The sequence below is a fragment of the Glycomyces lechevalierae genome (genome assembly GCF_027622945.1).
GTDB classification, from domain to species: domain Bacteria; phylum Actinomycetota; class Actinomycetes; order Mycobacteriales; family Micromonosporaceae; genus Glycomyces; species Glycomyces rutgersensis.
In genome coordinates, this window is record NZ_JAPZVQ010000016.1 from 71,454 (window position 1) to 98,275 (window position 26,822).

Below are 26,822 nucleotides of genomic sequence, written 5' to 3' on the forward strand. Positions count from 1 at the left end.
CCGGACCGCGCGGACTCCCGCTGAACCGGGCCCGGCGATCCAGCTCACAGCCCGTCCTCGCAAATTCATGGGATGTTTATGAGAAGCTGGCGTCATGACTGCACACATCTCCGCCAAGCCGGGCGACATCGCCGAGAGCGTCCTCCTGCCCGGGGACCCGCTGCGCGCCAAGTGGATCGCCGAGAACTTCCTGACCGACGCGACCCGCTACACCGAGGTCAGGAACATGTTCGGCTACACCGGCACCTACAAGGGCAAGCGCGTGTCCGTGCAGGGCACGGGGATGGGCCAGCCGTCGGCGTCGATCTACACGCACGAGCTGCTGGACGTCTACGGTGTCAAGACCGTGGTCCGGGTGGGCTCGGCGGGCGCGATCCACGACCGGATCGAGCTGCGCGACGTGGTGGCCGGGATCGGCGCCTCCACGAACTCGTCGATGAACCGCATCCGCTTCAACGGCGTGGTCGACTACGCGCCCGTGGCCGACTTCGGCCTGCTCCGCGCCTCCGTGGACGCGGCGGCCGCGCGCGGGATCAACCTGCATGTGGGCCAGTTGTACTCCTCGGACACGTTCTACACGGACGCCCCCGAGGTCGAGGCGAAGCTCGCCGGGTACGGCATCCTCGCGATCGAGATGGAGGCCGCCGCGATCTACACGCTCGCCGCGAAGTTCCAGGCGCGCGCGCTGGCGCTGTGCACGATCTCGGACCACATCCTCAAGGGCACGGAGCTGCCCGCGGCCGACCGGCAGGAGTCGTTCTCCGAGATGGTCGAGATCGCCTTGGACGCGGTCACCGCTTAAGGCTCATCGAACAGGCCCGGCTCGCGCGAGCCGGGCCTTTCGCTCACCCCGCAGCGGGTTCGGCGAGCGCGGCGGCGAGTTCGGCCTCGAGGTAGGGGCCGAGGGTCGCGGCGTAGGTGTTGGTCATGTGGGCGTCGTCGCGGTAGACGAGGATGTTGCCGACGACGGGCGGGCAGACGCGGGGCCCGCAGATGTAGTCGATGAGGTCGACCTTGTGGATGCCGCTCGGGACCTCCAGGGCCTCGAACGCGCCCTCGTCGTAGTAGGAGGCGCGGTCGACGGTGCATTCGTTCGACTTGTGGCCGTTGAGGTCCACGCAGAGGGGGATGTCGAACCGGGGGCTCGGGGTGTCGCGGAGGGCGACCACGGCCGCGCCGGTCGCGAGGAGCTGCTCGTAGCGGTCGGTGTAGTCGGGGAAGGTCTCGTAGGCCTCGTAGCCGACGCGGGATCCGTAGGTGAGGACGAGGTCGGGCCGGATCTCGCCGAGCTCGGCGACGACGGCGTCGTTCCATGCGGCGCAGGAGCGGTAGCGCTCCTCGCCGAGGGCCTCCTGGCCGGTCTCGATGATGCAGGCGTTCTTGGTGTACGCGATGACGTGCCAGTTCCGGGCATCGGCGGCGTGGAGGACGGCCGGGAGCCACTGCCAGATCTTGGAGCCGCCGTACATGACGACCGTGGCGGTGGCTTCCGCTGCGGGCGTGGCGCTCTGCACAAGTTCGCCTCCGGCGAAGTCGCAGCGGATGGGCTCGTAGCCCTCCATGGTCTGGTTGCAGCGGCCGGAGAGCGCGGGGTCGTAGTCCTCGGCGGCTTCCAGTGTGGAGGGTGCGAAGGGGGCGTCGGGGGTCTCGAGGCCTTCGGCGAGCGCGGCCGCGCCGGGGTAGACGGCGGGGTCGGCGACGGCCTCGGCGAGGCGGTCGCGTTCGACGGTGATATACCAGCTCAGGGCCGCATAGGAGACGAGGACGAGGGCGAGGCTCGCGGCGCCGAGCGCGAAGGCGCCGCGCAGGCTCCGCTGGCCGAGTCCCGTTGCGGGGAGCCGTTGTTCGAGCGCCCAGTGGGTGGCCCAGGCGAGGAGGGCCGCGGCGGCGAGGATGCCGAGGCCGCCGAGGACGGTGGCGGTGTCGCGGCCGGTGGCGGTGAGGTAGCAGACGAGGATCGGCCAGTGCCACAGGTAGAGCGTGTACGAGAGGTCGCCGAGCCATTGCACGGGACGGGCGTTGAGGAGGCGCCCGGCGCCGCCGCCGGGGCTGAGGGAGGCGGCGATGACGACGGCGCAGGCGCCGCCGACGGGCCAGAGCGCGGCGAGGCCGGGGAAGGCGGTGCTGTCGAGGAAGCACCCGGCGCCGAGGAGGACGGCGACGCCGGCCCAGCCGAGCAGTGCGGCCGTCCAACGGGCTTGCGGCGCATCGGTGCTCGCGGCGGCGGCGCGCAGGCGCGGGAGGGCGACGGCGAGGAGGCCGCCGGCGGCGAACTGCCACAGGCGGGCGCGGAGGTCGAAGTAGGCGAAGGCCTGGTTCGTCGCGGTCTCCCACAGCGCGAAGGCGAACGACGCGGCGAAGACGAGCGCGAAGGCGGCGGCGAGGACGCGGCGGCGGCTCCAGCGGGCGCGGGCGGCGAGCCAGGCGGCTGCGGCGATGAGGATCGGCCACAGGACGTAGAACTGGGCTTGGACGCCCATGGACCAGTAGTGCTGGACGATGCTCGCGCCGTTGTTGGAGGAGAGGTAGTCGACGGAGTGGAGCGCGAGGTTCCAGTTGCCGTAGTAGAGCGCGGAGGCGAGGATGTCGCCGAGCTGCTGGTTCCAGGTGGCGCGCGGGAGCCAGACGACGGTCATGAGGACGGTGGCCGCGGCGACGACCAGCGCGGGCGGGAAGATGCGGCGCACGATGCGGGCGGCGAAGGCGAGGGGGCGGACGGAGCCGGTCTTCTCGACGCTGCGGAGGAGGCTCGCGGTGATGAAGAAGCCCGAGAGCAGGAGGAACACGTCGACGCCGCCGGAGACGCGGTCGAACCAGAGGTGGTAGACGGCGATCACGACGATGGCGAGGCCGCGGAGGCCGTCGATCTCGCGCAGGCGCGGCGGTTTGGCGGCGGGCGGCGCGGGTGCGGTCGTGGCGGTGCCGGTGGGGGCGGCGCTGGTGCTCGCGGGGGTGCTCATCGGTCTCCGGGGGAGGCGGCGTGCTGGGGGCACGGTGCGGTGGTCTCCCGAGGGTAGCGGCGGCGGGTTGCGGGAAGGCGGGCGGCGTTGGCGCGGAAGGGGTCGGGAGGTTGAACGCGAGTGTGGCGGTTCGCGGCGGATGCCCATAAATCGGGCATTCGGAGCCGCCCCCGGTTCGATGATGGCAGGAGGGTGTGACAGTGCGGTCGGATTGCGGATCGGCGGCGCAGCACCGACGGGCGGCGCGAGTCGGGCTCGCGTCGGGCGGGACGCGGCCCCGGTGTGCGGTTGCGCCTTCTCGGGTGCGGCGGCGAGGCGGTTTGGGGCGGGCGGGCTCGGACGCCGATGCGGCTCGGGCGGGCGGGGCGGGCCCTGGGCGAGGCTCCGGGTTCGCGGTGCGGCCCGGCTCGGGGTTTGCGGTTCGGACTCGGGGCGGGGTTCGGGGCCCGCGGGGCGTCCTGGCTTTTCTATGCAAAACGGGCGTTGGTGAGCGCCCTTGATTCGACGGTGGCGGGCGGGTCTGACAACTGAATGACCGGTGGGGCGAATTCGTTGACAGGCGGGCGCGGGCGGGACACAATATGCTTGCCTTAACGATCGTTAAGGGACGCTGTTTCGGCAAGGAGGCCGTGCCGTGGAATTCGGGGACTACCCGGTCGAACGGGAGCGGATCGAGCGCGGCGGCGCCGAGAAGTACCACCAGGCCGCGGCCGCCGCGGGGAAGTACCACGCCCGCGAGCGCATCCGGCGACTGTGCGACCCCGACTCGTTCCGCGAGGACAACCTCTGGGCCAACCCCGATCCGACGCTGCCGGCCGACGGCGTCGTCGTCGGCACCGCCACCGTGCAGGGCCGCCCGATCCGGCTCGTCGCCAACGACTCCACGGTGAAGGCCGGGTCGTGGGGCGCGCGCACCGTGGAGAAGATCATCCGCACCGTCGAGGCCGCCCAGCTCGAGCAGCACCCGATCGTCTACCTCGTCGACTCCGCCGGGGCGCGCATCACCGACCAGGTGCAGCTCTTCCCCGGCCGCCGCGGCGCGGGCCGGATCTTCCACGAGCAGGTGCGCGCCTCGGGCCGGATCCCGCAGGCGTGCGCGCTGTTCGGGCCCAGCGCCGCCGGGGGCGCGTACATCCCCGCGTTCTGCGACATCGTCGCCATGGTCGACGGCAACGCCTCCATGTACCTCGGCAGCCCGCGCATGGTCGAGATGGTCACCGGCGAGAAGACCACCCTGGAGGACATGGGCGGCGCGCGCGTCCACTGCGAGCAGTCCGGCGTCGGGCACTTCCTGTGCCGCAACGAGGACGAGGCGATCGCGTCGGTCCGGCGCTGGCTCTCGTACCTGCCGTCGAACTGGACGCAGCCCGCGCCGGTGCGCGCGGCCCGCCCGCCGCTGCCGGTCGACCTCGCCGCGCAGATCCCCGCGAGCGAGTCCGCGCCGTTCGACATGCACGCCTTCATCGACGGGCTCGTCGACCGCGACTCCGTGCTCGAGGTGCAGGCCCGCTGGGCCGGGGAGCTCATCACGGCGTTCGCGCGGCTCGACGGCCGGCCCGTGGGCGTCGTCGCCAACAACTCCGCGGTGCGCGGCGGGGTCCTGTTCTCCGACTCCGCGGACAAGGCCGCCCGGTTCGTGTCCACTTGCGACTCGTTCAATGTGCCGCTGCTGTTCCTCGCGGACGTCCCCGGCTTCATGGTCGGGGCCGCCGTCGAGCACGGCGGCATCATCCGCCACGGCGCCAAGATGATCGCATCGGTGGCGGAAGCCACCGTCCCCAAGCTCTGTGTCGTCGTCCGCAAGGCCTACGGCGCCGGCCTCTACGCCATGGCCGGCCCCGCCTTCGGCTCCGACGCCGTGCTCGCCCTCCCGACCGCGCGCATCGCCGTCATGGGCGCCGAAGCGGCCGTCAACGCCGTGTACGCCAACAAGATCGCCGCCATCGACGACCCCGCCCAGCGGGAGCGGTTCGTGGCGGACAAGCGGGCCGAGTACGAGGCCGACGTCGACCTGCGCCGCCTCGCCGGCGAACTCGTCGTCGACGACATCGTCGAACCCGCCGCACTCCGCGATGACCTCATCGCCCGATACCGCCGGCTGACCCACAAGGACCGCCGGTTCTCCGACCGCAGACACCCGATCACACCGGTGTAGCCGCCACGGCGCTTGCGAACCGCCTACCAGCAGGGAGACCGCCATGAAACTCGACCTCGAGCAGACCGAATTCGCCGCCGCCGTGCGCGCCTTCGCCCAGGACCGCATCAAACCGGTCATCGGCGACTTCTACGAGCGCGGCGAGTTCCCCGCCGAACTCGTCCGCGACCTCGGCAAACTCGGCGTCCTCGGCGTCACCCTCCCCGAGGAGTACGGCGGCGCCGGCGAAGGCCTCTTCATGCTCGGCCTCGCCCTCGAGGAGATCGCCCGCGTCGACGCCTCCGTGGCCGTCACCGTCGAAGCCTCCGTCACCCTCGGCGCCGAGGGCATCGCCCGCTACGGCAGCGCCGAGCAGCGCGCCAAATGGCTCCCGCGCCTCGCCAACGGCCAGGGCCTCGTCGCGTTCGCCCTCACCGAACCCGGCGGCGGCACCGACGCCGGCCACACCGACACCAAGGCCCGCCTCGATGACGGCGAATGGGTCATCGACGGCGCCAAGTGCTTCATCACCAACGCCGGCACCGAGATGACCGACCTCATCATCGCCACCGCCCAGACCGGCCCCGGCGAGGTCTCCTGCATCGCCGTCGAACCCGGCACCCCCGGGCTCCAGATCGGCCCCGAGTACTCCAAGGTCGGCTGGCGCGCCTCCGACACCCGGCCCGTCTACTTCGACGGCTGCCGCGTCCCCGAGGCCAACCTCGTGGGCCAGCGCGGCCGCGGGTTCGTGCAGTTCCTGGAGCTGCTGGACGCGGGCCGGGTGGCGATCGCGGCGCTCGCGACCGGTTCGGCGCAGGGGTGCCTGGACGAGGCGCTGGCGCACGCGAAGGAGCGGGTGGCGTTCGGGCGGCCGATCGGGGAGAACCAGGCGATCGCGTTCATGCTGGCGGACATGCGGCTGCGGGCGCACACGTCGCGGCTGGCGTGGCAGGACGCGGCGTTGAAGGCGGACGCGGGCGAGCCGTTCGGGACGGACGCGGCGCTGGCGAAGCTGCACGCGTCGCAGGCGGCGGTGGAGAACGCGCGGGAGGCGACGCAGATCTTCGGCGGGTACGGGTTCATGAACGAGACGCCGGTGGCGCGGGCGTGGCGGGACGCGAAGGTGCTGGAGATCGGGGAGGGCACGAACGAGGTGCAGCGGATGCTGATCGCGCGGTCGCTGGGGCTGTAGGGCGTTGGGGCCGTTGGGTCTCGGGGCTGGTGGGCGCGGTGTGGCCGGAGTGGTGGCGCGGTGGTGCCGGGGGTCTGTGAGCTTCCTGAGAATTCGATGAAGCTTCAACTAAAACTCTTGATATCCGGCCGCTGTCCGTGACAAGCTCGGCATTCCGGCGTTAGCGTTGCGGCCGCAGGCGCCGCAACGGCAAGGCCCGGCCCGCAGGACGGGCCGCGGCCGGCCACGGCGCCGCGGAGCGCTAAGGAGTTCGACAATGACCGACACCAGGGCGGGATCCGATCCGGCGGGCCGCGTGCTCGCGTCACGGCGCGGCGTGATGTGCGGGCTGGCCGGGCTGGGCGCGGCGGGCGCGCTCGCCGCGTGCGGCACCGCCGAGTCCCCGAACGGGTCCGACCCGACCTCCGGCGGGGCCGACGCGACGACCGGCTCGACCGGGTCCGCGGGCGAGACCGGCGGCACCGGGATCGCCGCGGCCGCGGACGTGCCCGTCGGCGGCGGCATCGTCGTCGACGAGACCGTGATCGTGCAGCCGACCGCCGACGAGTTCCTGGCGTTCTCGGCCGTCTGCCCCCACCAGGGCGCGATCGTCGCCGCCCCCGACGCGGACGGCAACATCATCTGCCCCCGCCACCAGTCGACGTGGACGATCGACGGCGAGCTCGAAGAGGGCCCCGCCGAGACGAACCTGTCCGCCGTGGAGATCACCGTCGAGGACGGCCAGATCTCCCTGGCCTAGCGGCGAAGACGCGACAACGGCCGGGACGCGGGGCGTCCCGGCCGTTGTCGTTCGGTCTAGGTCAGGGCGTCCGCCGCGGCCGGGTCCGAGTCGCGCAGGAACTGCGCGCAGCGGGCGGCCTCGTCGGCCTCGCCGATCGCCGCCGCGGCACGCGAGAGCTGGTGCAGGGACTTGAGGAAGCCGCGGTTCGGCTTGTGGTCCCAGGGGATCGGGCCGTGGCCCTTCCAGCCGCTGCGGCGCAGCTGGTCGAGGCCGCGGTGGTATCCGGTGCGCGCGAACGCGTAAGCGGTGACGTCGTCGCCCGACTCCAGGGCGTTCTTCGCGAGGCGCGCCCAGGCGGCGCAGAACCACGGGAAGCGGCGGACCGTGTCCTCGGGCGAGTGCTCGTCGAGGAACGTCCTGGCCTCGGTGTCCTCGGGCAGCTTCGTCGCCGGAGGCTGGGACATGAGATTCTGCGGAGCCAATACGCTGTCCTCACTCTAGGGTCGAGTCGCTGTGAACAAAGCAGTCGGCCAAGCCTAACCCCGCGTTGGCAGCGCCCTCCACAGCCCGCTCGTCCTCGTCCGCTTCGTCGGGCTGCGGCGTCTTCGGGGCGGTCAGGTGGACGGCGAGCGCGCCGAGGACCGCGGCGATGAACGAGGCGCAGAGCACGCCGATCTTGGCCTCGTCCGTGAGCAGGTCCGCGTCCCCGCCGCTGAACGCGAGCTCGGTGATGAACAGCGCCACTGTGAACCCGATGCCCGCGACCATCGCGATCGCGGCGAGCAGCGGCCAGGTGGCGCCCGTGGGCATCCGCCCCCACCCGAGCTTCACGACGACCCACGTGACGGTGGTGATGCCGACGAGCTTGCCGACGACGAGGCCGAGCACGATCCCGAGTGTCACCGTGGACGTGACGGCGGCCGCGAACAGGTCGCTGGAGAGCGCGACCCCGGCGTTCGCGAGCGCGAAGAGCGGCAGGACCACGTACGAGGAGAACATGTGGTTGCGGGCCTGGATCCGCTCGGTCGGCGGCACCGCGTCCCGGGCGATCTTCACGAGGCGCTCGGTCTCCTCGGCCGTGAGCCCGCCCTTGGCCATCTCCTGCGCCTCCTCGTGCGCGACCTGCGGGTCGAGCAGCGGCCGCGCGGAGATGATGAGGCCCATGATCACGCCCGCGATCGTCGCGTGCACCCCGGATTCGAGCATGGCGACCCACAGGGCGATGCCCACAAGCAGGTAGAGGGGGGCGGACCAGACGTTGAGGAGGCGCAGCACGATCGCGAGCGCGGTGAGCGCCCCGGCGGCCGCGAGCCACGCCATCGACAGGTCGTCCGTGTAGAAGACCGCGATGACCGCGATCGCGCCCAGGTCGTCGACGATCGCGAGCGTGAGGAGGAAGATCCTTGCGGCCGAAGGGATCCGGGAGCCGAAGAGGGCGAGGACGCCGACGGCGAACGCGATGTCGGTGGCCATCGGGATGCCCCAGCCGCCCGCGCCCTCGCCGCCGGCGTTGAACGCGGCGTAGATGAGGGCCGGGGCGGCCATGCCGCCGATCGCGGCCGCGATGGGCGGGACCGCGTTGCGGGGGTTGGAGAGCTCCCCGGAGACGATCTCGCTCTTGATCTCCACGCCGACGACGAAGAAGAAGATGGCCATGAGGCCGTCGTTGATCCAGTCCTGGAGGGTGTGGTGCAGTTCGAAGTCGCCGAATTGGAACGTGATGTCCAGGCCCCACAGGGCGTCGTACGAGTCGGCCCACGGCGAGTTCGCCCAGAGCATCGCGACGACGGCGCAGACGACGAGGACGACGCCCGCCGCCGGTTCGATCTTGAGGAACTCGGCGGCGGGGCGTCCGACGTAGCGGGCGAGCGGGCGTCGCGAGTAGAGGAACGCCGGCTCGGAGCGCCAGATGGGTGACTTCCAGGGTTCCTTCGACTCGGTCATGCGAGGGAGCCTATCGACGGAGCGGACTCATCGGCACCTTGTCGTCACTAATCGCGCACCGCCGTCACAGGCGCGTCCTCGGGCTCCCACACTTGGAGTCCACTGAGGCCGGGCACGGAGTCGCGGGTGAAGACCGGGTCGAGGCCGGCCTTGCGCTGGCGGTCGTAGTCGCGCAGGACCTTCACGGTGACGCCGGTCAGGCCGAGCACCGCGACGAGGTTGACGGTGGCCATGAGGCCCATGGTGACGTCCGCGATGCTCCACACGGTCTCGAGGGAGGCCACGGAGCCGACGAGGACGAGGGCGACGACGATGACGCGCAGGCCCCCGACCGTCCAGCGGCTGTCGCGCAGGTAGCGGATGCTGCTCTCGCCGTAGAAGTAGTTGCCGACCACGGAGGTGAAGGTGAACAGGACGAGGATGAGCGCCATGACCTGGAGCGCCCAGCCGCCGAGGGCGGCGTCGACGCCCCGGGTGACGAGGTTGACGTTCGCGTCGCCGTACACCGGGTTCGTGGTGAGGATGATGAACGCCGAGATCGAGCAGATGAAGATCGTGTCGAAGTAGACGCCGAAGGCCTGCGTGAGGCCCTGCTTGACGGGGTGGCTGACGGTGGCCGTGGCACCGGCGTTCGGGGCCGAGCCCATGCCGCCCTCGTTGGAGAACATGCCGCGGCGCACGCCCTGGATGATGACGGTGCCGAGCGCGGCGCCCGCGAACTGCTCGATGCCGAACGCGGAGTTGAAGATGCTCGCGATGGCGCCGGGCAGCTCGTCGGCGTTGATGACGACGATCGCGGTGCCCAGGCCCAGGTAGATGAGGGCCATGACGGGGACGGCGAGCTGCGCGAAGTGCGCGATGCGCTGGAGGCCGCCGAAGACGACGACGGCGGTGATCGCGGCGAGGACCACCGCGATGGTCCAGGTGGTGGCGTCCCCGGTGGCGACGCCCATCCCGTCGAGCGAGTCGTTCACCGCGCCGGTGAAGGTGTTGGCCTGCACCATGTTGAAGCTGAATGGGTACGTGAAGATGAGGATGACGGCGAACACCGCGCCGAGCCAGGGGGCCTTGAGGCCGTGCTTCATGTAGTAGGCCGGGCCGCCCTTGAACCCTTCGGGGGTGCGCTCCTTGTAGACCTGCGCGAGCGTGGACTCGGCGAACGCCGTGGCGGCCACCGTGATCGCCATGATCCACATCCAGAAGACCGCGCCGGGCCCGCCGACGGCGATGGCCGTGGAGACGCCCACGATATTGCCGGTGCCGACGCGGGCGGCCGAGGAGATCGCGAACGCCTGGAACGCCGAGACCTTGCGGTGGCCCTCGGTGCTCTCGCCCGGGTCTTCGCGCAGGCCGCGGATCATCTGACCGAAGAGGCGGAACTGCACGCCCTTGGTGAGGACCAGGTAGAGGAGGCTGGTGAGGACGATGAGCGGGATGACCACCCACGCCCAGTACTGGTCGTTCCAGGACAGCAACTGGTCCACTTCGGACTCCTTCGGTCGGGCGCGCGGGCCTGTGGCCCGCATACGGGCGATCAGGCTCGTGGCCTGAACCTAGCGGTCCGCCGGGGGTCTCGCTGGGGATCGGGGCGAGGCGGCCCGCCGACGATATCGGAGCAGAACGGGACAAGGCAAGCTAAAGGGACGGGCCGAGACCGTATCGTCACCGAAGCGCGACTAGAGCGCGACAGTCGGGCCATGGAACGGCCGCTCGAGTGTGTTTGCGCCCCTTGCGATGCGCCGCCGGCTCAGGCCTGCTGCGAGGCCTGGCATGCGGGGCACAGGCCCCGGTAGGTGATGGAGCCGCGGGAGACGGCGAAGCCGTGGCGCTCGTCGCCGGGGAGCCAGTCCACCGGGTCGGCCATGGCGTGCACGTCCTTCATGAGGCCGCAGCCCTCGCAGATGAGGTGGTGGTGCTCGTGGTCGGCGTTCGGGTCGTACCGCTTCGAGCGGCCGTCGAGGGTCAGCTCGAGGACCTCGCCGAGCGCGACCATCTCGTTGAGCGTGTTGTAGACCGTGGCCCGGGAGAGCTCGGGCATGCGCTCGACCGCGCGCTCCAGGATCTCCTCGGCGGTGAAGTGCACGTGGGAGCCCTCGAGGGTCTCGGCGATGACACGTCGCTGAGGCGTGATGCGCCAGTTGTGGCGCCGGAGTCGGGTAACGAGGTCGCTCATGCTGTTCTCTCACGCGGTCGGGGCATTGGATACCACTCTAGCAGGCGAAACACTGTGGCACTAACTACCTGGGACTGGTTCTTTGTTTAGACATAGTCTAAGCTAGGATCGAGTCTCACTACAAGTACAGCCGTGAACAGCCAGAAAGGGCAGCCATGAGCGAGCAGTTCGACAACACTGCTGGGCCGCTGACCACCGAGTCCGGCGCGCCGATCTCCGACAACAACCAGAGCGAGGCCGCCGGCGTCGGCGGGCCCCTGCTCATCCAGGACCAGGTGCTCCTCGAGAAGCTCGCGCACTTCAACCGCGAGCGCATCCCCGAGCGCGTCGTCCACGCCCGCGGCGCCGGCGCCTACGGCACCTTCACCGTGACCGCCGACGTCACCCAGTACACGAAGGCCAAGTTCCTGTCCCAGGTGGGCAAGGAGACCGAGACCTTCCTGCGCTTCTCCACCGTGGCCGACTCCCTCGGCGGCGCCGACGCCCGCCGCGACCCGCGCGGCTGGGCCCTGAAGTTCTACACCGAAGAGGGCAACTACGACCTCGTCGGCAACAACACCCCGGTGTTCTTCATCCGCGACGCCATCAAGTTCCCCGACTTCATCCACACCCAGAAGCGCGACCCGTACACCGGTTCGCAGGAGGCGGACAACGTCTGGGACTTCTGGAGCCTCTCCCCCGAGTCGACCCACCAGGTCACCTGGCTCTTCGGCGACCGCGGCATCCCCGCGTCCTACCGCCACATGGACGGCTTCGGCTCCCACACCTTCCAGTGGGTCAACGAGGCCGGCGAGCAGTTCTGGGTCAAGTACCACTTCAAGACCGACCAGGGCATCAAGAACCTCACCCAGGACGAGGCCAACAAGCTCGCGGGCGAGGACCCCGACTCGCACCAGCGCGACCTGCGCGAGTCCATCGAGCGCGGCGAGTTCCCGAGCTGGACCGTGCAGGTCCAGATCATGCCCGCCGCCGAGGCCGCGACCTACCGGTACAACCCGTTCGACCTCACCAAGGTGTGGCTCAACGAGGACTACCCGCGCATCACCATCGGCAAGCTCGAGCTCAACCGCAACCCCGACAACATCTTCGCCGAGGTCGAGCAGTCGATCTTCTCCCCCGCGCACTTCGTGCCGGGCATCGGCCCCTCGCCCGACAAGATGCTCCAGGGCCGCCTGTTCGCCTACGGCGACGCGCACCGCTACCGCGTCGGCATCAACGCCGACCACCTGCCGGTCAACCGCCCGCACGCCACCGTGGCGCGCAACGGCAACCGCGACGGCATCGGCTACGACGGCCGCCACGGCCGCCAGAAGAACTACGAGCCCAACTCGTTCGGCGGCCCGTACGAGACCGGCCGGCCCCTGTGGGCGCCGCTGCAGCTCAGCGGCGAGACCGGCGAGTGGGAGACCCCGCGCCACGCCGAGGACGACGACTACGTGCAGGCCGGCAAGCTCTACCGCCTCATGAGCGAGGACGAGCAGGACCGCCTCATCGCCAACCTCTCCGGGTTCATCGCCAAGGTCAGCCGCGACGACATCGCCGAGCGCGCCATCGCGAACTTCGCGAAGGCCGACGAGAACTACGGCAAGCGCCTCGCGGCAGCCGTGGCCGAGCTGCGGAAGTAACGACGCCGAGAACCGCGGGCCCACAGAAAGAAGCCGCCGGGCCCGCGGCTTTTCGACAACGACCCGATCCGGAACGCCCCCTGTCGGCAGCACCGGAACGGGTCCGGCCGCCCGGCCGGGGCCTCGGGAAGGGCACCCCGGCCGGGCGTCTCGCATCGCAAGGCCCTGAACGCGAAGCGGCCCGGCGGTGAGACCGCCGGGCCGTGCCGCTTCGCGGGGCTAGTCCTCCAGGACGCGCCCGCACTCGCCGCATTCCGGCGGCTTCTGGCGGGGCACCTCGATGAACTCCTCCGCCACGATCCACAGCTTCCAGCTCCCGTCCGGCTCGCGGTTCACCGTGATCGAGGTGATGTCGTCCCGGCTCGGGCGCTCCAGGCCCCACATGATGTCCAAGGGCTCCTTGTGCTTCGCGAGCTTCACCTCGCGGCCCTTCAGGTAGTACCCGGCCCGCGAGTACACGAGCTGCGTCTGCTCCCCGTGCTCCTTCGGCACCGGCTCCCGGGCGCGCCCGTTGAGGAACGAGTGGTACTCCGTGTGCAGCTGCCGGGCGATCTGCTGCAGCGGCACCGACGAATAGACCTTCACCCACCGGTTCGCGGGCTGGTTCTTCCACTTCGTGAGGCGCGCCGAGATCTCCGCGTACGAGATCTTCTCCCCCTTCGCGCGCCACTCGCGCTGGAACACCGACAGCGACCAGTTGTACACGGCCCGAACCGCTTCCAGCGTCTCCTCCAGGTTCCGCCGCTGCTGCTCATCGGGGTCGAACGTATACTCGTAGCCGCGTTTCACCAAGTGGGTCATAGGCTTCGTCATGTCCATGACCTGTTGATATCAGACGATTACACACCGACACGTGTTCCTCACCTCATCGGCGTGTCCGCCAGCCGCGCGGCAAGTAACTTGGCGTGGTGCCCTTCGACATCGACCCCGGCCTGTTCGCCCTGCTCATCGCCGCGGCGATCTTCGCCGGCTGGGTCGACGCGGTCGTCGGCGGCGGCGGCCTCATCCAGCTCCCCGTGCTCCTGGTGGCCTTTCCCACAGCGCCCACCGCGCTCATGCTGGGCACGAACAAGATGGCGTCCGTCTTCGGCACCACCACCTCCGCGATCGCCTACGCCCGCAAGATCAGACTCGAGCACCGGCTGCTGTGGCCCACCGTCGGCCTCGCGCTCCTCGGCTCCGGCGCGGGCGCGCTCGCCGCGCTCGCGGTCTCCTCGGAAGCGTTGAAACCCATCATCATCGCCGTGCTCCTCGCGGTGCTCGTGCTCGTCGTCGCCAAACCGCAGCTCGGCCTCGAACCGAGACCGGAGCTGCGCACGCGGTGGCGCGGCGCGGCCGTCCTCGTCGTGTGCGGCGTCGCGATCGCGTTCTACGACGGCATGATCGGGCCCGGCACCGGGATCTTCCTGGCCGTGGCGTTCACGACGATCTTCGGCATGGACTTCCTGGCCGCCGCCGCCCACACGAAGGTGGTCAACGTGACCACCAACCTCGGCGCGCTCATCGTCTTCGCCGCGCAGGACAACATCTGGTGGCTCCTCGGCGCCGTCATGGGCCTCGGCACCATGCTCGGCGCGTGGTTCGGCGCGCACACCGCGATGTCCAAGGGCAGCAGGTTCGTGCGGGTCGTCCTCGTCATCGTCGTCCTCGCGCTCCTCGCCCGCCTGAGCTGGGACGTCTGGCTCCGCTGACCGTCGGCGCTACGGGTTGATCGCGAGGAACAGGTAGGCCGCGAGCAGCACCAGGTGCACGCCGCCCTGCAGGCGCGTCGCCCGGCCCGGCACGATCGTCAGCACGCTGACCACCACGGTGAGGCCGAGCAGCACGATCTCGGTCGAGCTCAAGCCGAGCAGCAGCGGCCCGTCCATGAAGAACGAGGCCACGGCGATCACCGGGATCGTCAGGCCGATCGAGGCCATCGCCGAGCCGTACCCGAGGTTGATGCTCGTCTGGATCCGCTCGCGCGAGGCCGCGCGGATCGCCGCGATCGACTCCGGCAGCAGCACCAGCAGCGCGATCGCCACACCCACCGAGGAGGCCGGGAACCCGGCCGCGAGCACGCCCGCCTTGATCGCGGGCGACTCGGCCTTCGCCAAACCGACGACGCCGACGAGCGCCACGAGGAGCATGACGAGGCTCAGCAGCGCGGTCCTCCCGCTCGGCGGGTCCGCGTGCTCCTCCTCCTCGACCACGCCCTCCGCGGTGACCGGCAGGAAGAAGTCGCGGTGGCGCACCGTCTGGTTGAACACGAAGAGCCCGTACAGGATCAGCGACGCGAGCGCCGCGAAGACCAACTGCGAGGTCGAGTACTCCGGCCCGGACTCGCTGGTCGTGAACGACGGCAGCACGAGCCCGAGGGTCGCGAGCGTCGCCACGGTGGCCAGGGCCGCGCCCGAGCCCTCGGGGTTGAACAGCGTCACCCCAAACTTGAGGGCGCCCACGAGCAGCGCGATGCCGACGATGCCGTTCGTGGTGATCATGACCGCCGCGAACACGGTGTCGCGCGCGAGCGTCGTCGACTCCTCGCCGCCCCCGGCCATCACCGTGACGATCAACGCGACCTCGATGACCGTGACCGCCACCGCCAGCACGAGCGACCCGTACGGCTCGCCCACCCGGTGCGCGACGACCTCCGCGTGGTGCACCGCCGCGAGGACCGTGGCGATGAGCGCGATCGCCGCCACCGTCACCCAGAACGCCCCGAGGTGGCGATCCCAGACCGCGGCGAGCACCGCCATCCCCACGATCGGTGCGATGACGGTCCAGGAGAGCAGCGGATTCCTCGTGACGGCGGCCATGGGCGCATGGTTTCACAAACGCGTCCGCGCGACGTGCGACTTCACGGATCGGATGGAACCGCCCACAAACCGTTGATCGTCCCCATTGTCACTGGCAGCATTGGAGGGCAGCGGCATGCGCGGCCCTCCCTCAGCTGGACGATTCCCGCTAGGCTCATGGCATGACCGGCAACGACATTCACACCACCGTGGAGCGCCTGCGCGCGCACTTCGCGACCGGCCGCACCAAGCCCCTGCCATGGCGGCTGGAGCAGCTCAAGGGCCTCGACCGGATGGTGCGCGAAGCCGGAGACGAACTCGCCGACGCGCTGCGCGCCGACCTCGGCAAGGCCGCGCCCGAGTCGTTCCTCGCCGAGATCGACTTCGTGGCCGCCGAAGTGCGGGCCCTGCGCAAGCACCTGCGGACCTGGTTCCGCCCCAAGCGGGTCTACACGCCGCCGCACCTCCAGCCCGCGAAGGCGTACGTGCTGCGCGAACCGCTCGGCGTCGTCACGGTCATCGGGCCGTTCAACTACCCGGTGCAGTTGCTCCTCGCGCCGCTCGCGGGTGCCCTGGCGTGCGGGAACGCGGTGGTCGTGAAGCCGAGCGAGGCCGCGAACACGACCGCGGCCGTCCTCGAGCGGCTCATCGGCGAATACCTCGACCCGGACGCGGTCGCCGTGATCCAGGGCGGCCCGAAGGCGACCGAGGCGCTGCTGGCCGAACGCGTCGACCACATCTTCTTCACCGGTTCGGCGCGCGTCGGCAGGATCGTCGCGAAGGCCGCCGCCGAGCACCTGACGCCGGTGACGCTCGAGCTGGGCGGCAAGAGCCCGGCGATCGTCGAGCCGGGCACGGACCTGGCGACGGCCGCGCGCCGCATCGCCTGGGGCAAGTTCATGAACGCCGGGCAGACCTGCGTCGCCCCCGACTACGTGCTCGCCGTCGACGGCGTCGGCCCCGAACTCGAGAAGCACCTCGCCGAAGCCGTGCGGGAGATGTACGGGCACGCGCCGGCCGACAGCCCGGACTTCGGGCGCATCATCGACCAGCGGTCGTTCGACCGGCTCGCGCGGTTCCTCGACGAGGGGCGGCTCGTGTGCGGGGGCGGGCACAACCGGGACGAGAAGTACATCGCGCCCACGGTCCTCGCGGACGTCACGCCCGACGACGCGGTGATGGGCGAGGAGGTGTTCGGGCCGATCCTGCCGGTCCTGGCCGTGGACACCCTGGACGAGGCGATCGCGTTCGTCAACAGGGGCGAGAAGCCGCTCGCGCTGTACGCGTTCACGAACTCGGACCTGACGCGGCGGAAGCTGTTGACGCGCACGGCTTCCGGCGCGGTGGGCTTCAACGTCCCCATGGCGCACATCGACGTGCCGGGGCTGCCGTTCGGCGGGGTCGGGCAGTCGGGTCTCGGCGCGTACCACGGGAAGGCGTCGATCGAGACGTTCAGCCACGCGAAGTCGGTGCTGGACAAGCCGTTGGCGCCGGACACGATGCGGGTGGTGTACCCGCCGTTCACGGCGTTGAAGGAGCAGGTGCTGCGGCGGCTGCGCTGAGGCGGCGTATCCGGTGAGGCTCAGCCGTCCGCGAGGTGGGCGTTGACCCTGGCGAGCAGCGCGAAGAGCGTGTCGCGCTCGGCGGGGTCGAGCGGGGCCATGACGTGCTCGTTGACGCCGGCGAGGACCTCGTCGAGTTCGCCGAGGCGGCAGCGGCCCTTCGCGGTGACGGTGATGACGTTGCGGCGCTTGTCCTCCGGGTCGGGGGCGCGCTGAATGTGGCCGGCCGCTTCGAGGTCGTTGAGGACGGCGACGAGGTCGCTGCGGTAGACGCGGGTGCGGTCGGAGAGCCGGGACTGGCTGGCGGGCCCGAACTCGGCGAGCGAGGCGAGGACGACGAAGTGGTCCTTGTGCGCGCCGACCTCGGCGAGGGCCGCGCCGGCGGCCTTGCGGAGCTGCCCGGCGGTCATGCCCACGAGCCGCGAGAGCTGGCGGCGGACCCGCTCGGGGGTGTCGGCGTCGCTGTGGCGCAGTCCGGCGTCGTCGGATTCCATGGGGCCAGCCTAGCGCAGCGGCGTTAGTGTCCCTAACGATACGGGCGTGAAAAAGAGCCCTGACCGGTGTCGCCACCGGTCAGGGCCCATACCCCTCGAAGACAAGTCTGGAAAGATCATACCAACTCGCTTGCGCGCGCTAGAGCAGGGCCCTGCCACGCGGATCGTCCACGCTCCCAAGGCTTTTGTAGGTTCACGCGCACCCGCACAGTCCACTGGGGACTACAGGTACCGCCAGCAGACGGTGTAGGCGTGCTCGGGGAAGTCGCTGCTCATCCAGGTGGACCAGCCGTCGTCGCCGCACCAGTCCCGGTTGTCGTACTCGTCGACGCGGCCGGTGACGTAGGTGTTGGCGCTGTCGCAGTCGGCGAAGGCGAACAGGGCGGTCCCGGCGTCGGGGTCGCCGCTCATCGACATGCAGTCGTCCTGGCTGGCGTACCCCATGTCGTCGGGGTAGATCATGCTCAGGCACAGCACCACGTCCAGATAGGACTGCGAGGTGGTGAAGGTGTAGTTCTGGTTGTAGTACGCCGATGCGGAGCAGGAGGCGGGGTCGCTGACGCCTTCGAGGCGCTCGAGGACCTCGAACGCGCCCTCCTGGCAGTCGATCGGGTACCACTCGGAGACGCTGTCGTTCGGGCCGAAGACGCACTCGCCGACCTCGGCGTGGTACGCGTCCCCGTTGGGGTGCAGGTAGCTCAGGCAGAGGACCAGGTTGCCCGCGGAGGAGGAGACGCTGGTCGTGACGTCGTCGACGCCGTCGCAGGAGGAGAGCTCGGTGGTGTCGTAGTAGATGTCGACGACTTCGAAGCCGCCGTCCTCGCACGAGGACGGTTCGAGGTCGGCGGTGGTCTCGTCGCCGTAGTCCCAGAAGCAGTCGCCGACGACGGCGTTCACGACCGGGTCGGTCTCGGTCTCGACGGGTTCGGTCTCCTCGCCGCCGAGCCCGGAGTCGTCGCCGGTGGCGGTGGCGTCCCCGGTGGTGCCGTCGCCGGCGGTGAGGTCCGGGTCCTCGTCGTCGCCGCCGAGGTTGGGGAGGATGACGATGAGGGCGATGACGAGCACGGCGAGTACCGCGAGCGCGGCGTACAGGGCCGTGCGGTCGGGCTTGGCGGCCTGCGGCGGCAGGTAGGGGCCGGGGTGCAGCATCGGCCCGCCGGGCGGGAGGGGCGCGCCGTCGGGCGCGTAGCCGGGGCTCCCGGGCGGGTAGGGGTTCGAGGGGACGGGCGAATACCCTTGCGGCGCCGAGGGATACGGGGCGGTGGGCACGGGCGGGTAGGTGACGGTCGCCGGTTCGGAGGGCTGTGCGGCGACGAAGCCGGGCCCGTACGCGACGACGGTGCGGTCCGGGCGGACGAGGGTGTCCCAGCCGTGGCGGCGGGCCAGGTCGGCGACTTCGGCGCGCTGCGCCTGCTCGACCGCGGCGACGGCGGGCGGCCAGGGCGCGGCGAGCGGTTCGCCGATGCGCAGCGCGAGTTCGGCGGCGGTGACGCGTTGGTCGGCCTGTTTGCGCAGGCACGGCTCGACGAGGTACCGCAGTGCCTCGGGGAGGCGGTCGAGGCCGGGGTCGCCGTTGACGACGCGGTTCATGATCTCGTACAGCGCTTCGGCGTCGAACGGGTTGACGCCCGTGGCCGCGGTGATCACGGTGGTGCCCAACGAGAACAGGTCGGAGGCGGGCCCGATGGCCTGGCGGGTGACCTGCTCGGGCGACATGAAGGCGGGCGCGCCGATGAGCGCGCCGGTCTGGGTGACGGACGCTTCGCCGCCGGCGTCCTCGGTGACGCGGGCGATCCCGAAGTCGATGAGCCGCACGCCGTCGTCGGTGAGGATCACGTTGGAGGGCTTGAGGTCCCGGTGCACGACGCCGAAGGAGTGGATCTCGGCGAGCGCGGCGGCGAGGCCGTGCATGAGGCGCCTCCTCGAGGCTTCGTCCAAGGGCCCGTTGGCGTGGAGGGCTTCGGCGAGGGTGGGGCCGTGGAAGAACTCGGAGGCGAGCCAGGGTTCGGGCGCGTGCTCGTCCGACGCGAGGACGGCGGCGGTCCAGCGGCTGGCGGCGACTTCGCGGGAGGTGATGGCCTCGCGGCGGAAGCGGTAGCGGAACTGGGGGTCGTGGAGGAGGTGCGGGCGCATGACCTTGAGGGCCACCAGTTGTCCGTCCCCGGCGGCGGCGAGGAGGACGCGGCCCATGCCGCCCTCGCCGAGCTCGGCGAGGACCCGGTACGGCCCGATCTGCCGCGGTTCGTCATCGCGGAGTGGCTTCATGCGACGGCTCCTGTGGTCGGCGGTTCCCAATGATGCGCAACGCTAGAACCCCCCGTCACAACTCTGTCATGACGGACCGACGGGTGTATCCCCAAATCGAGCCAGTCGGGGCATCGTGCGCAGCCCCTGTGCGCAGCCCTTCTGCTCAGCCGAAGCGGCGCAGGACCACCGTGAGCTCGTTGCGGTTGTGGCGGAGCTGGCGCGCGAACTCGATGTCGTAGGCGGCGCCGAGGATCGCGAAGGACTCGTCGACCTGTTCCAGCACATGGTGGTTGCCGGTCTTGAGGGTGGTGACGGCGACGCCGAAGGGCTTGAGGAGGCGCGCGGAGTCGACCATGAGGCGGCTGGAGCGGTCGGGGCTCATCTTCATGTCGTTGACGATGAGGTCGAACCGGGCGGTGCTGTCGCGCAGGAAGTTCCCGGCGGTGGTGCGCTCGTGGACGACGCCGGGGAGCGCGAGGACGCGGGGGTCGAGGTCGCCGGGGTCGACGGCGGTGGTGCGGTAGCCGCGGGCGGCGAGGATCCGCGTCCAGCCGCCAGGGGCCGCGCCGTAGTCGAGGGCGGTGCCCTTGTCCGCGATGCCGTCGTCGATCGGGTAGGCCTGGAAGAGCTCTTCGAGTTTGAACTCCGCGCGCGAGACCTGCTCGGGCGTCTTGGAGAGCCGCACTTCGCCGCCGGGCCAGGAGGAGAGGCTGTCCGCGACGCGGTTGACGCCGACGATCGCGGTCTTGGGGGTGAAGCAGATCGACACGGCGACAGGGCGTCCCGTGCGGGTCACCTGGTAGCCGCGGTCGGTGAGGACCTGGGCGGCGGCCTCCCACGCGTCGTGGCGGCTGAACTTGTACGCGGTCTTGCCGCTCAGCCAGATCTGGAGGGCGATCTGGGTGTCGGTCGTGGCCTCGCGGATCGCGGTGTCGAGGAAGTCGATCACGGTCTCCAGGCCGGCGGCGGCGTGGTCGTACTCGGCGACGACGTTCGTGAGGTGGCGGGGGAAGACGAGCGGGACCCGCCGGGCGAGGACCGCGAGGTCGCGGGCGGTCGAGTGGGCGGTCTCGATGACCGCGGACTCCTCGCCGACCCGGCGGACTTCGACGGCGTCCTCGACGTGGCGCAGCAGCTCGTCCTTCGCGGCCGGCCAGGAGTCGGCCGCCATCGAAAGCAGCGTCTTACGTGTCGCCATGCGGGTAGCCCCTCGGGTCGTGCGGACGCCCGCCGCGTGCCGGGGGACATTCGCGACCAGTGTATTCATCGGGGGCGTTCCCGCCGCGCGACGTCCGCATGTCCGCTGTCACAGGTCTGCCGCGACCGGGGGCGGCGGCCGGGCCGGGGCCCGGCCGCGCGGGTCAGCCTTTCGCGAGGTGGGCGCCGCCGGCGACTTCGAGGACCGTGCCGGTGGTGTAGCCGTTCCCGGCGAGGAAGGCGACGGCGTCGGCGACCTCGTCGGGGCGGCCGACGCGCCCGGCGGGGAGGGCGGCGGCGAACTGGTCGAACAGGGCGCGGCGCTGGTCCTCGGGGACCCCGGACCACCAGGGCGTGTCGATCACGCCGGGGGAGACCGCGTTGACGCGCAGCGGGGCGAGTTCGGCCGCGAGCGGGCCGATCATCGCCTCGAGGGCGCCGTTGATCGCGGCGAGGCCGGCGGTGCCGGGCATCGCGGCGCGGGCCGAGACGGCGCTGACCACGGTGATCGAGCCGTCTTCGCGCAGGTGCGGCAGCGCCGCTTGGAGGGTGCGGAGGTGGGGCCAGAACTTGCCTTCGAAGCCCGCGGCGAGGCTGTCGAGGTCGAGGGCGGCGACGGGGCCGCCGCCTTCGGCGCCGCCGAGGGCGAGGACGAGGTGGTCGTAGCCGGTGCCGGCGGCGAAGTGGTCTTCGAGCGCCGCGCGGTCGGCGGCGTCGAGGCGGACCGCTTCCACGTCGCGTCCGGTGCGGGCCTGGATGCGGTCGGCGGCTGCTTTGAGCGCCGTCTCACGGCGTCCGGTGATGACGACGCGGGCGCCGTCCGCGGCGAAGCGCGCGGCGGTCGCCTCGCCGATGCCCGAGCTGCCGCCCGCCACGAGCACTCTTCGTCCTTGGAACCGCTGCTGGTCGGTCATCGGGATCGCCTCCAATTTGTCGAGACTTGATGTCTTGACAATCATGCGACGAGACGCCACGTCTCGTCAATGGTAGGTTCGTCACATGACGACCCCCGCCGCCCGGCCCCACACCGGACGCCAACGCAACGAAGCCGCCCGCGACGCCATCCTCCGCGCCGCCCGCCGCCAATTCGGCGAACGCCCCGCCGCCGAAGTCACCGTCGCCACCATCGCCGCCGAAGCCGGCGTCGGCAGGCAGACCATCTACCGCTGGTGGCCCACCAAATACGCGATCCTCCTCGAAGCCATGACCGAACTCGGCCGCACCAGCGTCGACCAGCCCGACACCGGCTCCTACGCCGGCGACCTCGAAGCGTTCATCACCGCCACCTTCAACGCCGCCCGCGACACCACCACCAGCGCACTCCTGCGCATCCTCATGGCCGAAGCACAACGCGACCCCCAAGTCCACCGCATGCTCCGCGAATTCACCGACCGCCGCCGCCAAGCCCTCCGCGAACTCCTCGACCGCGCCACCGCCAACGGCGAACTCCACACCCCCGCCGACCTCCTCATCGACCAGGTCTTCGGCGTCCTCTGGTACCGCATCCTCCTCGACAACGGCCCCCTCACCCCCAGGGCCGCAACCGAACTCACCCAGGCACTCCTCAACCAGACCGAGGCCCCCACCCCGAAACCATGACTTTCGTCAGGGGCAACTCCTGACCTTCGACAGAGGCACCCGACCCCCCGCCGCGCCATGCTTTCCACATGAGCAGCACCAACCCTCCCGCGATCGCCCTCACCGGCCTCCGCAAGACCTACGGCCAGGTCACCGCCGTCGACGGCATCGACCTCACCATCCGCCAAGGCGAAGTCGTCGCCCTCCTCGGCCCCAACGGCGCCGGCAAATCCACCACCATCGACATGATCCTCGGCCTCACCACCCCCGACGCCGGCCAAGCCCGCATCCTCGGCCGCACCCCCACCGCCGCCATCCACGACGGCGCCATCGGCGCCATGCTCCAGAACGGCACCCTCCTCGACGACCTCACCGTCGCCGAAACCGTCCGCCTCGTCGCCTCCCTCCACCGCACACCCCTCCCCGTCGACCACGCCCTCCGACGCGCCGGCGCCGCCGACCTCGCCGACCGCCGCGCCAACCGCCTCTCCGGCGGCCAGCAGCAGCGCGTCCGCTTCGCCATCGCCCTCGTCTCCGACCCCGACCTCCTCGTCCTCGACGAACCCACCGCCGCCATGGACCCCGCCACCCGCCGCGACTTCTGGAAAGCCATGTACGAGGACACCACCCGCGGCCGCACCGTCCTCTTCGCCACCCACTACCTCGAAGAAGCCGAGGAATACGCCGACCGCGTCATCCTCATGAACGCCGGCCGCATCGCCGCCGACGGCACCGTCGCCGAAGTCCGCGCCGCCGCCGGCGGCCGCACCCTCCGCGCCGCCATCCCCGGCGCCCGCCAAGACGACCTCCTCGCCCTCCCCGCCGTCACCCACGCCACCCTCCGCGACGACCGCGCCGAGATCACCAGCGCCGACTCCGACACCACCCTCCGCGCCCTCCTCGCCCACTACCCCGCCGCCCGCGACATCGAAATCGCCGCAGCCGGACTCGAAACCGCGTTCCTCAACCTCACCACCGCAACGGAGGCCACCCGATGAACCTCGCCTACACCCGCATCGAACTCAAACGCTCCCTGCGCAACCCCCGCTTCATGATCTTCGCCTTCGCCTTCCCCGTCTTCCTCTTCCTCCTCCAGACCAACGTCTTCATCCACGACGGCGACCCCGGCAAGACCACCGCCACCGCCGTCATCATGGTCAACATGCTCGCCTTCGGCGTCTTCTTCGCCGCCATGACCAACGGCGGCCGCCTCGCCACCGAACGCGCCGCCGGATGGCAGCGCCAACTCCGCCTCACCCCCCTCACCGGCCGCGGCTACATGCTCGGCAAAGGCCTCACCGGCCTCCTCCTCGGCCTCCCCGTCCTCATCGCCGTCCCCCTCATCGCCGCCCTCACCAGCGGCGTCCACCTCGACCCCGCCGCCTGGACCCGCATCATCCTCGGCACCTGGCTCGGCGCCGTCCCCTTCGTCCTCCTCGGACTCCTCATCGGCCAACTCGCCCGCCCCGAAACCCTCCAACCCCTCAACATGGGCCTCTCCCTCGTCATGGGCTTCCTCGGCGGCATGTGGATCCCCATCGACGCCATGCCCGACTGGATGCAGGGCCTCGCCCCCGTCCTCCCCAGCTACTGGCTCACCCAACTCGGCCGCGGCGCCGTCACCGGCGACCTCTCCCAGAACCTCGCCACCACCGCCGCCGTCCTCGCCGCCTGGACGATCGCCCTGGGCGCCCTCGTCATCTGGCGGTACCGTAAGGACTCGTCCCGGTCCTGACCGGGCGGAACGAAAGGCCTCCCGTGACCGCCACGAACGGCACCGGCACGGGCTGGTGGAGCGACGACTCCACCGGCCCGTTCGCCGCACCCGCCCGCTGGCGCTGGCTGATCATCGGCCTCGCCATCCTCGCCCCGTTCACGATCCCCGTCGCCGCGGACGCGATCCACAACGGCGCATGGTCCACACTGGCCGTCGCACTCGCCTACGGCGCCTGCTACATGGTGTTCCCGTGGGCGGTCGCCGTCCCGGACCTGCGCTTCAAGGTCGCGTTCGGGTTCCTCATCCTCGGCCTCGGCTGGACCCTCTTCGCGGTCGCGAACACCGGCGGCGTCTACGGCCTGCTGTACGGGATCATCCCGGTCGCGATGGGCCTCCCGCTCGGCTGGATGCTCGTCCTCGACGGCGGCACCGTCGCCGCCCTCGGCGTCTTCGAACTGCTCGGCCTCGCCGACGCACTCGGCGCCGGGTACGACTACAGCGACCTGTGGGCGATGGCCGGCATCACCACCACACTGTTCTTCATGGTGCGGCTCATCCGCACCGTGCGGCGCCTGCGGGACGCGAACGCGCAGATCGCGGCCCTCGCGGTCGCGGCCGAACGCGAACGCCTCGCCCGCGACCTCCACGACCTCCTCGGGCACAGCCTCACCACCATCACCGTCAAAGCCGGCCTCGCCCGGCGGCTCATCGAGACCGGCAGCGGCGGCGACCGCGCCATCGAGGAGATCCGCGACGTCGAAGCCCTCTCGCGCTCGGCCCTCACGGACGTGCGCGCCACCGTCTCCGAGTACCGCGAGGTCTCCCTCGCAGGCGAACTCGCCGGAGCCCGCGCGGCCCTCCGCGCAGCCGACATCGACGCGGACCTGCCGCGCGCCGTCGACGACGTGGACCCGGCCCTGCACAGCGTCTTCGGGTACGTCGTCCGCGAGGCGGTCACGAACGCGATCCGCCACTCCAATGCCGCCACCGTCCGCGTCCGCCTGGGCCCCAAATGGATCACCGTCGCCGACGACGGCCGCGCCAAGACCGGCCACACCGCCGGCACCGGCCTGCGCGGCCTGACCGAACGCCTCGCCGCCGCCGGCGGCACCCTCGACGCCGGACCCGCGCCCGAGGGCGGCTTCATCGTGAAAGCGGAGGTCCCATGATCAGAGTGCTCCTCGCCGACGACCAGGCCATGGTCCGCGGCGCCCTCGCCACCGTCCTCGGCCTCGAACCGGACATCGACGTCGTCGCCCAGGCCGGCACCGGCGACGAAGCCCTCGAAGCGGCCGCCCGAACCGCACCCGACGTCGCGCTCCTCGACGTCCAGATGCCCGGCAAGGACGGCCTCCAGACCGCCGCGGAACTCCACCGCGCCCGCCCGGCCTGCCGCATCATCATCTGCACGACCTTCGGCCGCCCCGGCTACCTCGCCCGCGCCATGACCGCCGGCGCAGTCGGCTTCGTCGTCAAAGACGCCCCGCCCGAACAGCTCGTCGAAGCGGTCCGCCGCGTCCACAGCGGCCTCCGCGTCGTCGACCCGGCCCTGGCCGCCGAATCCCTCGCCACCGGCGAAGGCCCGCTCACCGGCCGCGAACGCGAGGTCCTGCGCCTGTCCCTCAACGGCGGCACCGCCGCCGACCTCGCGGCCGCCCTCCACCTCAGCGAAGGCACCGTCCGCAACCACCTGTCCACGGCCATCGGCAAACTGGGGGCCCGCAACCGAGCCGAAGCCGCCCGCCTGGCAGAAGAACAAGGCTGGATCTGAACCCCGCGAACCAGCACCAGGAGCGGACGAATCCGACCCCGGCGGCGGCCGGCCGCCACGAGCGGCCCGGACCCGCAGCGGCACCAGCCCGACCGACGGCAGCCACCCAGACGTGCACGGCCCGAACACGTGATCAACGGCGCCGGTGGATGACGAGCGTCCAGGCGAGACCGCCGAAGGCCGTCAGTGTCACCGAGGCCCGCATGGTGTTCCACGCGGTCCAGCGCGCCTCGTCGAGCAGCGCGCGGGCCGCGGCCGGATCGGTGTCGACGGCGGACCGCAGCTGCTGGTTGAGAGGTTCATTGACGCCCATGGTGATCACGACGGACACCAGGTAGGCCGCGAGCGCCACCGACAGCCACACCAGCACGGCGCGCTGGCCCGAGCGCAGGTGCAGGACCAGGGCGAGTGCGATGAGCAGCAGCGAGCCGGTGAACTCCACGCCCATGAAGAGCGGGTTCATGATGGCCGCGTCGAGCGACTGGAAGGCCGCCACGAACGTGCGGTCGTCGACCTCGCCGAGGCCGGGCATGATCGTGCTCGACCAATCCGCGTAGACGCCGGCCGTCAGGCCGGTCGTCAAGGTGGCGAGGAACAGGACTCCGGTGCGCAGGGGCTGCCGGGTCGGACGGGCGAGGGTGTGCGGTGCATTCGTCATGTCCTCATCAAAGCCCGTCCCGATGCGATCATCCATAGCTGTCAAGCGCCATTCCATTCGAATTCGTCTACG

General features: G+C 71.0%; 24 protein-coding genes. 12 read left to right on the top strand and 12 right to left on the bottom strand.

The window, feature by feature from the left end:
- Nucleotides 1-94 precede the first annotated feature (94 nt).
- On the top strand, nucleotides 95-802 hold the full coding sequence (gene deoD, locus O2L01_RS20920) for a purine-nucleoside phosphorylase (protein ID WP_270123977.1): 708 nt from the start codon (nucleotides 95-97) through the stop codon (nucleotides 800-802).
- A 43-nt stretch (nucleotides 803-845) separates the two neighbouring features.
- Here deoD and O2L01_RS20925 read toward each other — a convergent pair whose 3' ends face one another.
- The gene (locus O2L01_RS20925) at nucleotides 846-2,960 is read right to left on the bottom strand and encodes an acyltransferase family protein (protein ID WP_270123978.1); all 2,115 of its coding nucleotides are present in this window, start codon (nucleotides 2,958-2,960) and stop codon (nucleotides 846-848) included.
- 634 nt (nucleotides 2,961-3,594) lie between these two features.
- Here O2L01_RS20925 and O2L01_RS20930 point away from each other — a divergent pair.
- The 3 genes from O2L01_RS20930 to O2L01_RS20940 all read left to right on the top strand — a co-directional run bounded on the left by O2L01_RS20930 (nucleotide 3,595) and on the right by O2L01_RS20940 (nucleotide 7,025).
- Nucleotides 3,595-5,115 (top strand): acyl-CoA carboxylase subunit beta, encoded by a 1,521-nt coding sequence (locus tag O2L01_RS20930; protein ID WP_270123979.1) that lies wholly within the window; start codon nucleotides 3,595-3,597, stop codon nucleotides 5,113-5,115.
- Nucleotides 5,116-5,158: 43 nt separating this feature from the next.
- Nucleotides 5,159-6,286, top strand: coding sequence for an acyl-CoA dehydrogenase family protein (locus O2L01_RS20935; RefSeq protein ID WP_270123980.1), 1,128 nt, complete (start codon nucleotides 5,159-5,161; stop codon nucleotides 6,284-6,286).
- A gap of 256 nt (nucleotides 6,287-6,542) precedes the next feature.
- Complete coding sequence (locus O2L01_RS20940) at nucleotides 6,543-7,025, top strand: Rieske (2Fe-2S) protein (protein ID WP_270123981.1); 483 nt, start codon at nucleotides 6,543-6,545, stop codon at nucleotides 7,023-7,025.
- Nucleotides 7,026-7,081: 56 nt separating this feature from the next.
- On the opposite strand, the gene O2L01_RS20945 is transcribed toward O2L01_RS20940, so the two are convergent.
- The 4 genes from O2L01_RS20945 to O2L01_RS20960 all read right to left on the bottom strand — a co-directional run bounded on the left by O2L01_RS20945 (nucleotide 7,082) and on the right by O2L01_RS20960 (nucleotide 11,124).
- Nucleotides 7,082-7,471 carry a DUF3151 domain-containing protein gene (locus O2L01_RS20945; protein WP_270123982.1) on the bottom strand — a complete coding sequence of 130 codons (390 nt, stop codon included), beginning with the start codon at nucleotides 7,469-7,471 and terminating at the stop codon, nucleotides 7,082-7,084.
- Between the two features lie 28 nt (nucleotides 7,472-7,499).
- Complete coding sequence (nhaA, locus tag O2L01_RS20950) at nucleotides 7,500-8,951, bottom strand: Na+/H+ antiporter NhaA (protein ID WP_270123983.1); 1,452 nt, start codon at nucleotides 8,949-8,951, stop codon at nucleotides 7,500-7,502.
- 47 nt (nucleotides 8,952-8,998) lie between these two features.
- Nucleotides 8,999-10,435, bottom strand: coding sequence for an alanine/glycine:cation symporter family protein (locus O2L01_RS20955; RefSeq protein ID WP_270123984.1), 1,437 nt, complete (start codon nucleotides 10,433-10,435; stop codon nucleotides 8,999-9,001).
- A gap of 263 nt (nucleotides 10,436-10,698) precedes the next feature.
- Nucleotides 10,699-11,124 (bottom strand): Fur family transcriptional regulator, encoded by a 426-nt coding sequence (locus O2L01_RS20960; protein ID WP_270123985.1) that lies wholly within the window; start codon nucleotides 11,122-11,124, stop codon nucleotides 10,699-10,701.
- A 155-nt stretch (nucleotides 11,125-11,279) separates the two neighbouring features.
- Between O2L01_RS20960 and O2L01_RS20965 the strand changes: the two genes are divergently transcribed.
- A complete protein-coding gene (locus tag O2L01_RS20965; protein WP_270123986.1) occupies nucleotides 11,280-12,749 on the top strand; it encodes a catalase in 1,470 nt (489 codons plus the stop codon).
- A 219-nt stretch (nucleotides 12,750-12,968) separates the two neighbouring features.
- Here the strand turns inward: O2L01_RS20965 and O2L01_RS20970 are convergent, their stop codons facing one another.
- Nucleotides 12,969-13,568, bottom strand: a complete 600-nt coding sequence (locus tag O2L01_RS20970) for a transposase (RefSeq protein ID WP_270123987.1) — start codon at nucleotides 13,566-13,568, stop codon at nucleotides 12,969-12,971.
- A 101-nt stretch (nucleotides 13,569-13,669) separates the two neighbouring features.
- Here O2L01_RS20970 and O2L01_RS20975 point away from each other — a divergent pair, with 101 nt between their 5' ends.
- The gene (locus O2L01_RS20975; RefSeq protein ID WP_344469282.1) at nucleotides 13,670-14,440 is read left to right on the top strand and encodes a sulfite exporter TauE/SafE family protein; all 771 of its coding nucleotides are present in this window, start codon (nucleotides 13,670-13,672) and stop codon (nucleotides 14,438-14,440) included.
- A gap of 9 nt (nucleotides 14,441-14,449) precedes the next feature.
- On the opposite strand, the gene O2L01_RS20980 is transcribed toward O2L01_RS20975, so the two are convergent.
- Entirely contained in the window at nucleotides 14,450-15,547 is a 1,098-nt protein-coding gene (locus O2L01_RS20980; RefSeq protein WP_270123989.1) for a calcium:cation antiporter, read from the bottom strand.
- Nucleotides 15,548-15,708: 161 nt separating this feature from the next.
- Between O2L01_RS20980 and O2L01_RS20985 the strand changes: the two genes are divergently transcribed.
- Nucleotides 15,709-17,088, top strand: a complete 1,380-nt coding sequence (locus tag O2L01_RS20985) for an aldehyde dehydrogenase family protein (protein WP_270123990.1) — start codon at nucleotides 15,709-15,711, stop codon at nucleotides 17,086-17,088.
- A 20-nt stretch (nucleotides 17,089-17,108) separates the two neighbouring features.
- Here O2L01_RS20985 and O2L01_RS20990 read toward each other — a convergent pair whose 3' ends face one another.
- The 4 genes from O2L01_RS20990 to O2L01_RS21005 form a co-directional block, all read right to left on the bottom strand.
- Complete coding sequence (locus O2L01_RS20990; protein WP_270123991.1) at nucleotides 17,109-17,582, bottom strand: MarR family winged helix-turn-helix transcriptional regulator; 474 nt, start codon at nucleotides 17,580-17,582, stop codon at nucleotides 17,109-17,111.
- A gap of 222 nt (nucleotides 17,583-17,804) precedes the next feature.
- Entirely contained in the window at nucleotides 17,805-19,847 is a 2,043-nt protein-coding gene (locus O2L01_RS20995) for a serine/threonine protein kinase (protein WP_270123992.1), read from the bottom strand.
- A gap of 145 nt (nucleotides 19,848-19,992) precedes the next feature.
- Complete coding sequence (locus O2L01_RS21000) at nucleotides 19,993-21,027, bottom strand: SAM-dependent methyltransferase (RefSeq protein WP_270123993.1); 1,035 nt, start codon at nucleotides 21,025-21,027, stop codon at nucleotides 19,993-19,995.
- Nucleotides 21,028-21,190: 163 nt separating this feature from the next.
- Nucleotides 21,191-21,940: an SDR family oxidoreductase gene (locus tag O2L01_RS21005; protein WP_270123994.1), complete on the bottom strand. Its 750-nt coding sequence runs from the start codon at nucleotides 21,938-21,940 to the stop codon at nucleotides 21,191-21,193.
- A gap of 85 nt (nucleotides 21,941-22,025) precedes the next feature.
- Between O2L01_RS21005 and O2L01_RS21010 the strand changes: the two genes are divergently transcribed.
- The 5 genes from O2L01_RS21010 to O2L01_RS21030 all read left to right on the top strand — a co-directional run bounded on the left by O2L01_RS21010 (nucleotide 22,026) and on the right by O2L01_RS21030 (nucleotide 26,092).
- Nucleotides 22,026-22,625 carry a TetR/AcrR family transcriptional regulator gene (locus O2L01_RS21010; RefSeq protein ID WP_270123995.1) on the top strand — a complete coding sequence of 200 codons (600 nt, stop codon included), beginning with the start codon at nucleotides 22,026-22,028 and terminating at the stop codon, nucleotides 22,623-22,625.
- A 68-nt stretch (nucleotides 22,626-22,693) separates the two neighbouring features.
- Nucleotides 22,694-23,602, top strand: coding sequence for an ABC transporter ATP-binding protein (locus O2L01_RS21015; RefSeq protein ID WP_270123996.1), 909 nt, complete (start codon nucleotides 22,694-22,696; stop codon nucleotides 23,600-23,602).
- A complete protein-coding gene (locus O2L01_RS21020; protein WP_270123997.1) occupies nucleotides 23,599-24,339 on the top strand; it encodes an ABC transporter permease in 741 nt (246 codons plus the stop codon). Before O2L01_RS21015 ends, O2L01_RS21020 begins: the two co-directional genes overlap by 4 nt.
- A 23-nt stretch (nucleotides 24,340-24,362) precedes the next feature.
- Nucleotides 24,363-25,490 carry a sensor histidine kinase gene (locus O2L01_RS21025; protein WP_270123998.1) on the top strand — a complete coding sequence of 376 codons (1,128 nt, stop codon included), beginning with the start codon at nucleotides 24,363-24,365 and terminating at the stop codon, nucleotides 25,488-25,490.
- Nucleotides 25,487-26,092, top strand: coding sequence for a response regulator transcription factor (locus tag O2L01_RS21030; protein ID WP_270123999.1), 606 nt, complete (start codon nucleotides 25,487-25,489; stop codon nucleotides 26,090-26,092). Before O2L01_RS21025 ends, O2L01_RS21030 begins: the two co-directional genes overlap by 4 nt.
- A gap of 133 nt (nucleotides 26,093-26,225) precedes the next feature.
- On the opposite strand, the gene O2L01_RS21035 is transcribed toward O2L01_RS21030, so the two are convergent.
- Nucleotides 26,226-26,750, bottom strand: a complete 525-nt coding sequence (locus O2L01_RS21035) for an anthrone oxygenase family protein (RefSeq protein WP_270124000.1) — start codon at nucleotides 26,748-26,750, stop codon at nucleotides 26,226-26,228.
- Between the last annotated feature and the right edge of the window lie 72 nt (nucleotides 26,751-26,822).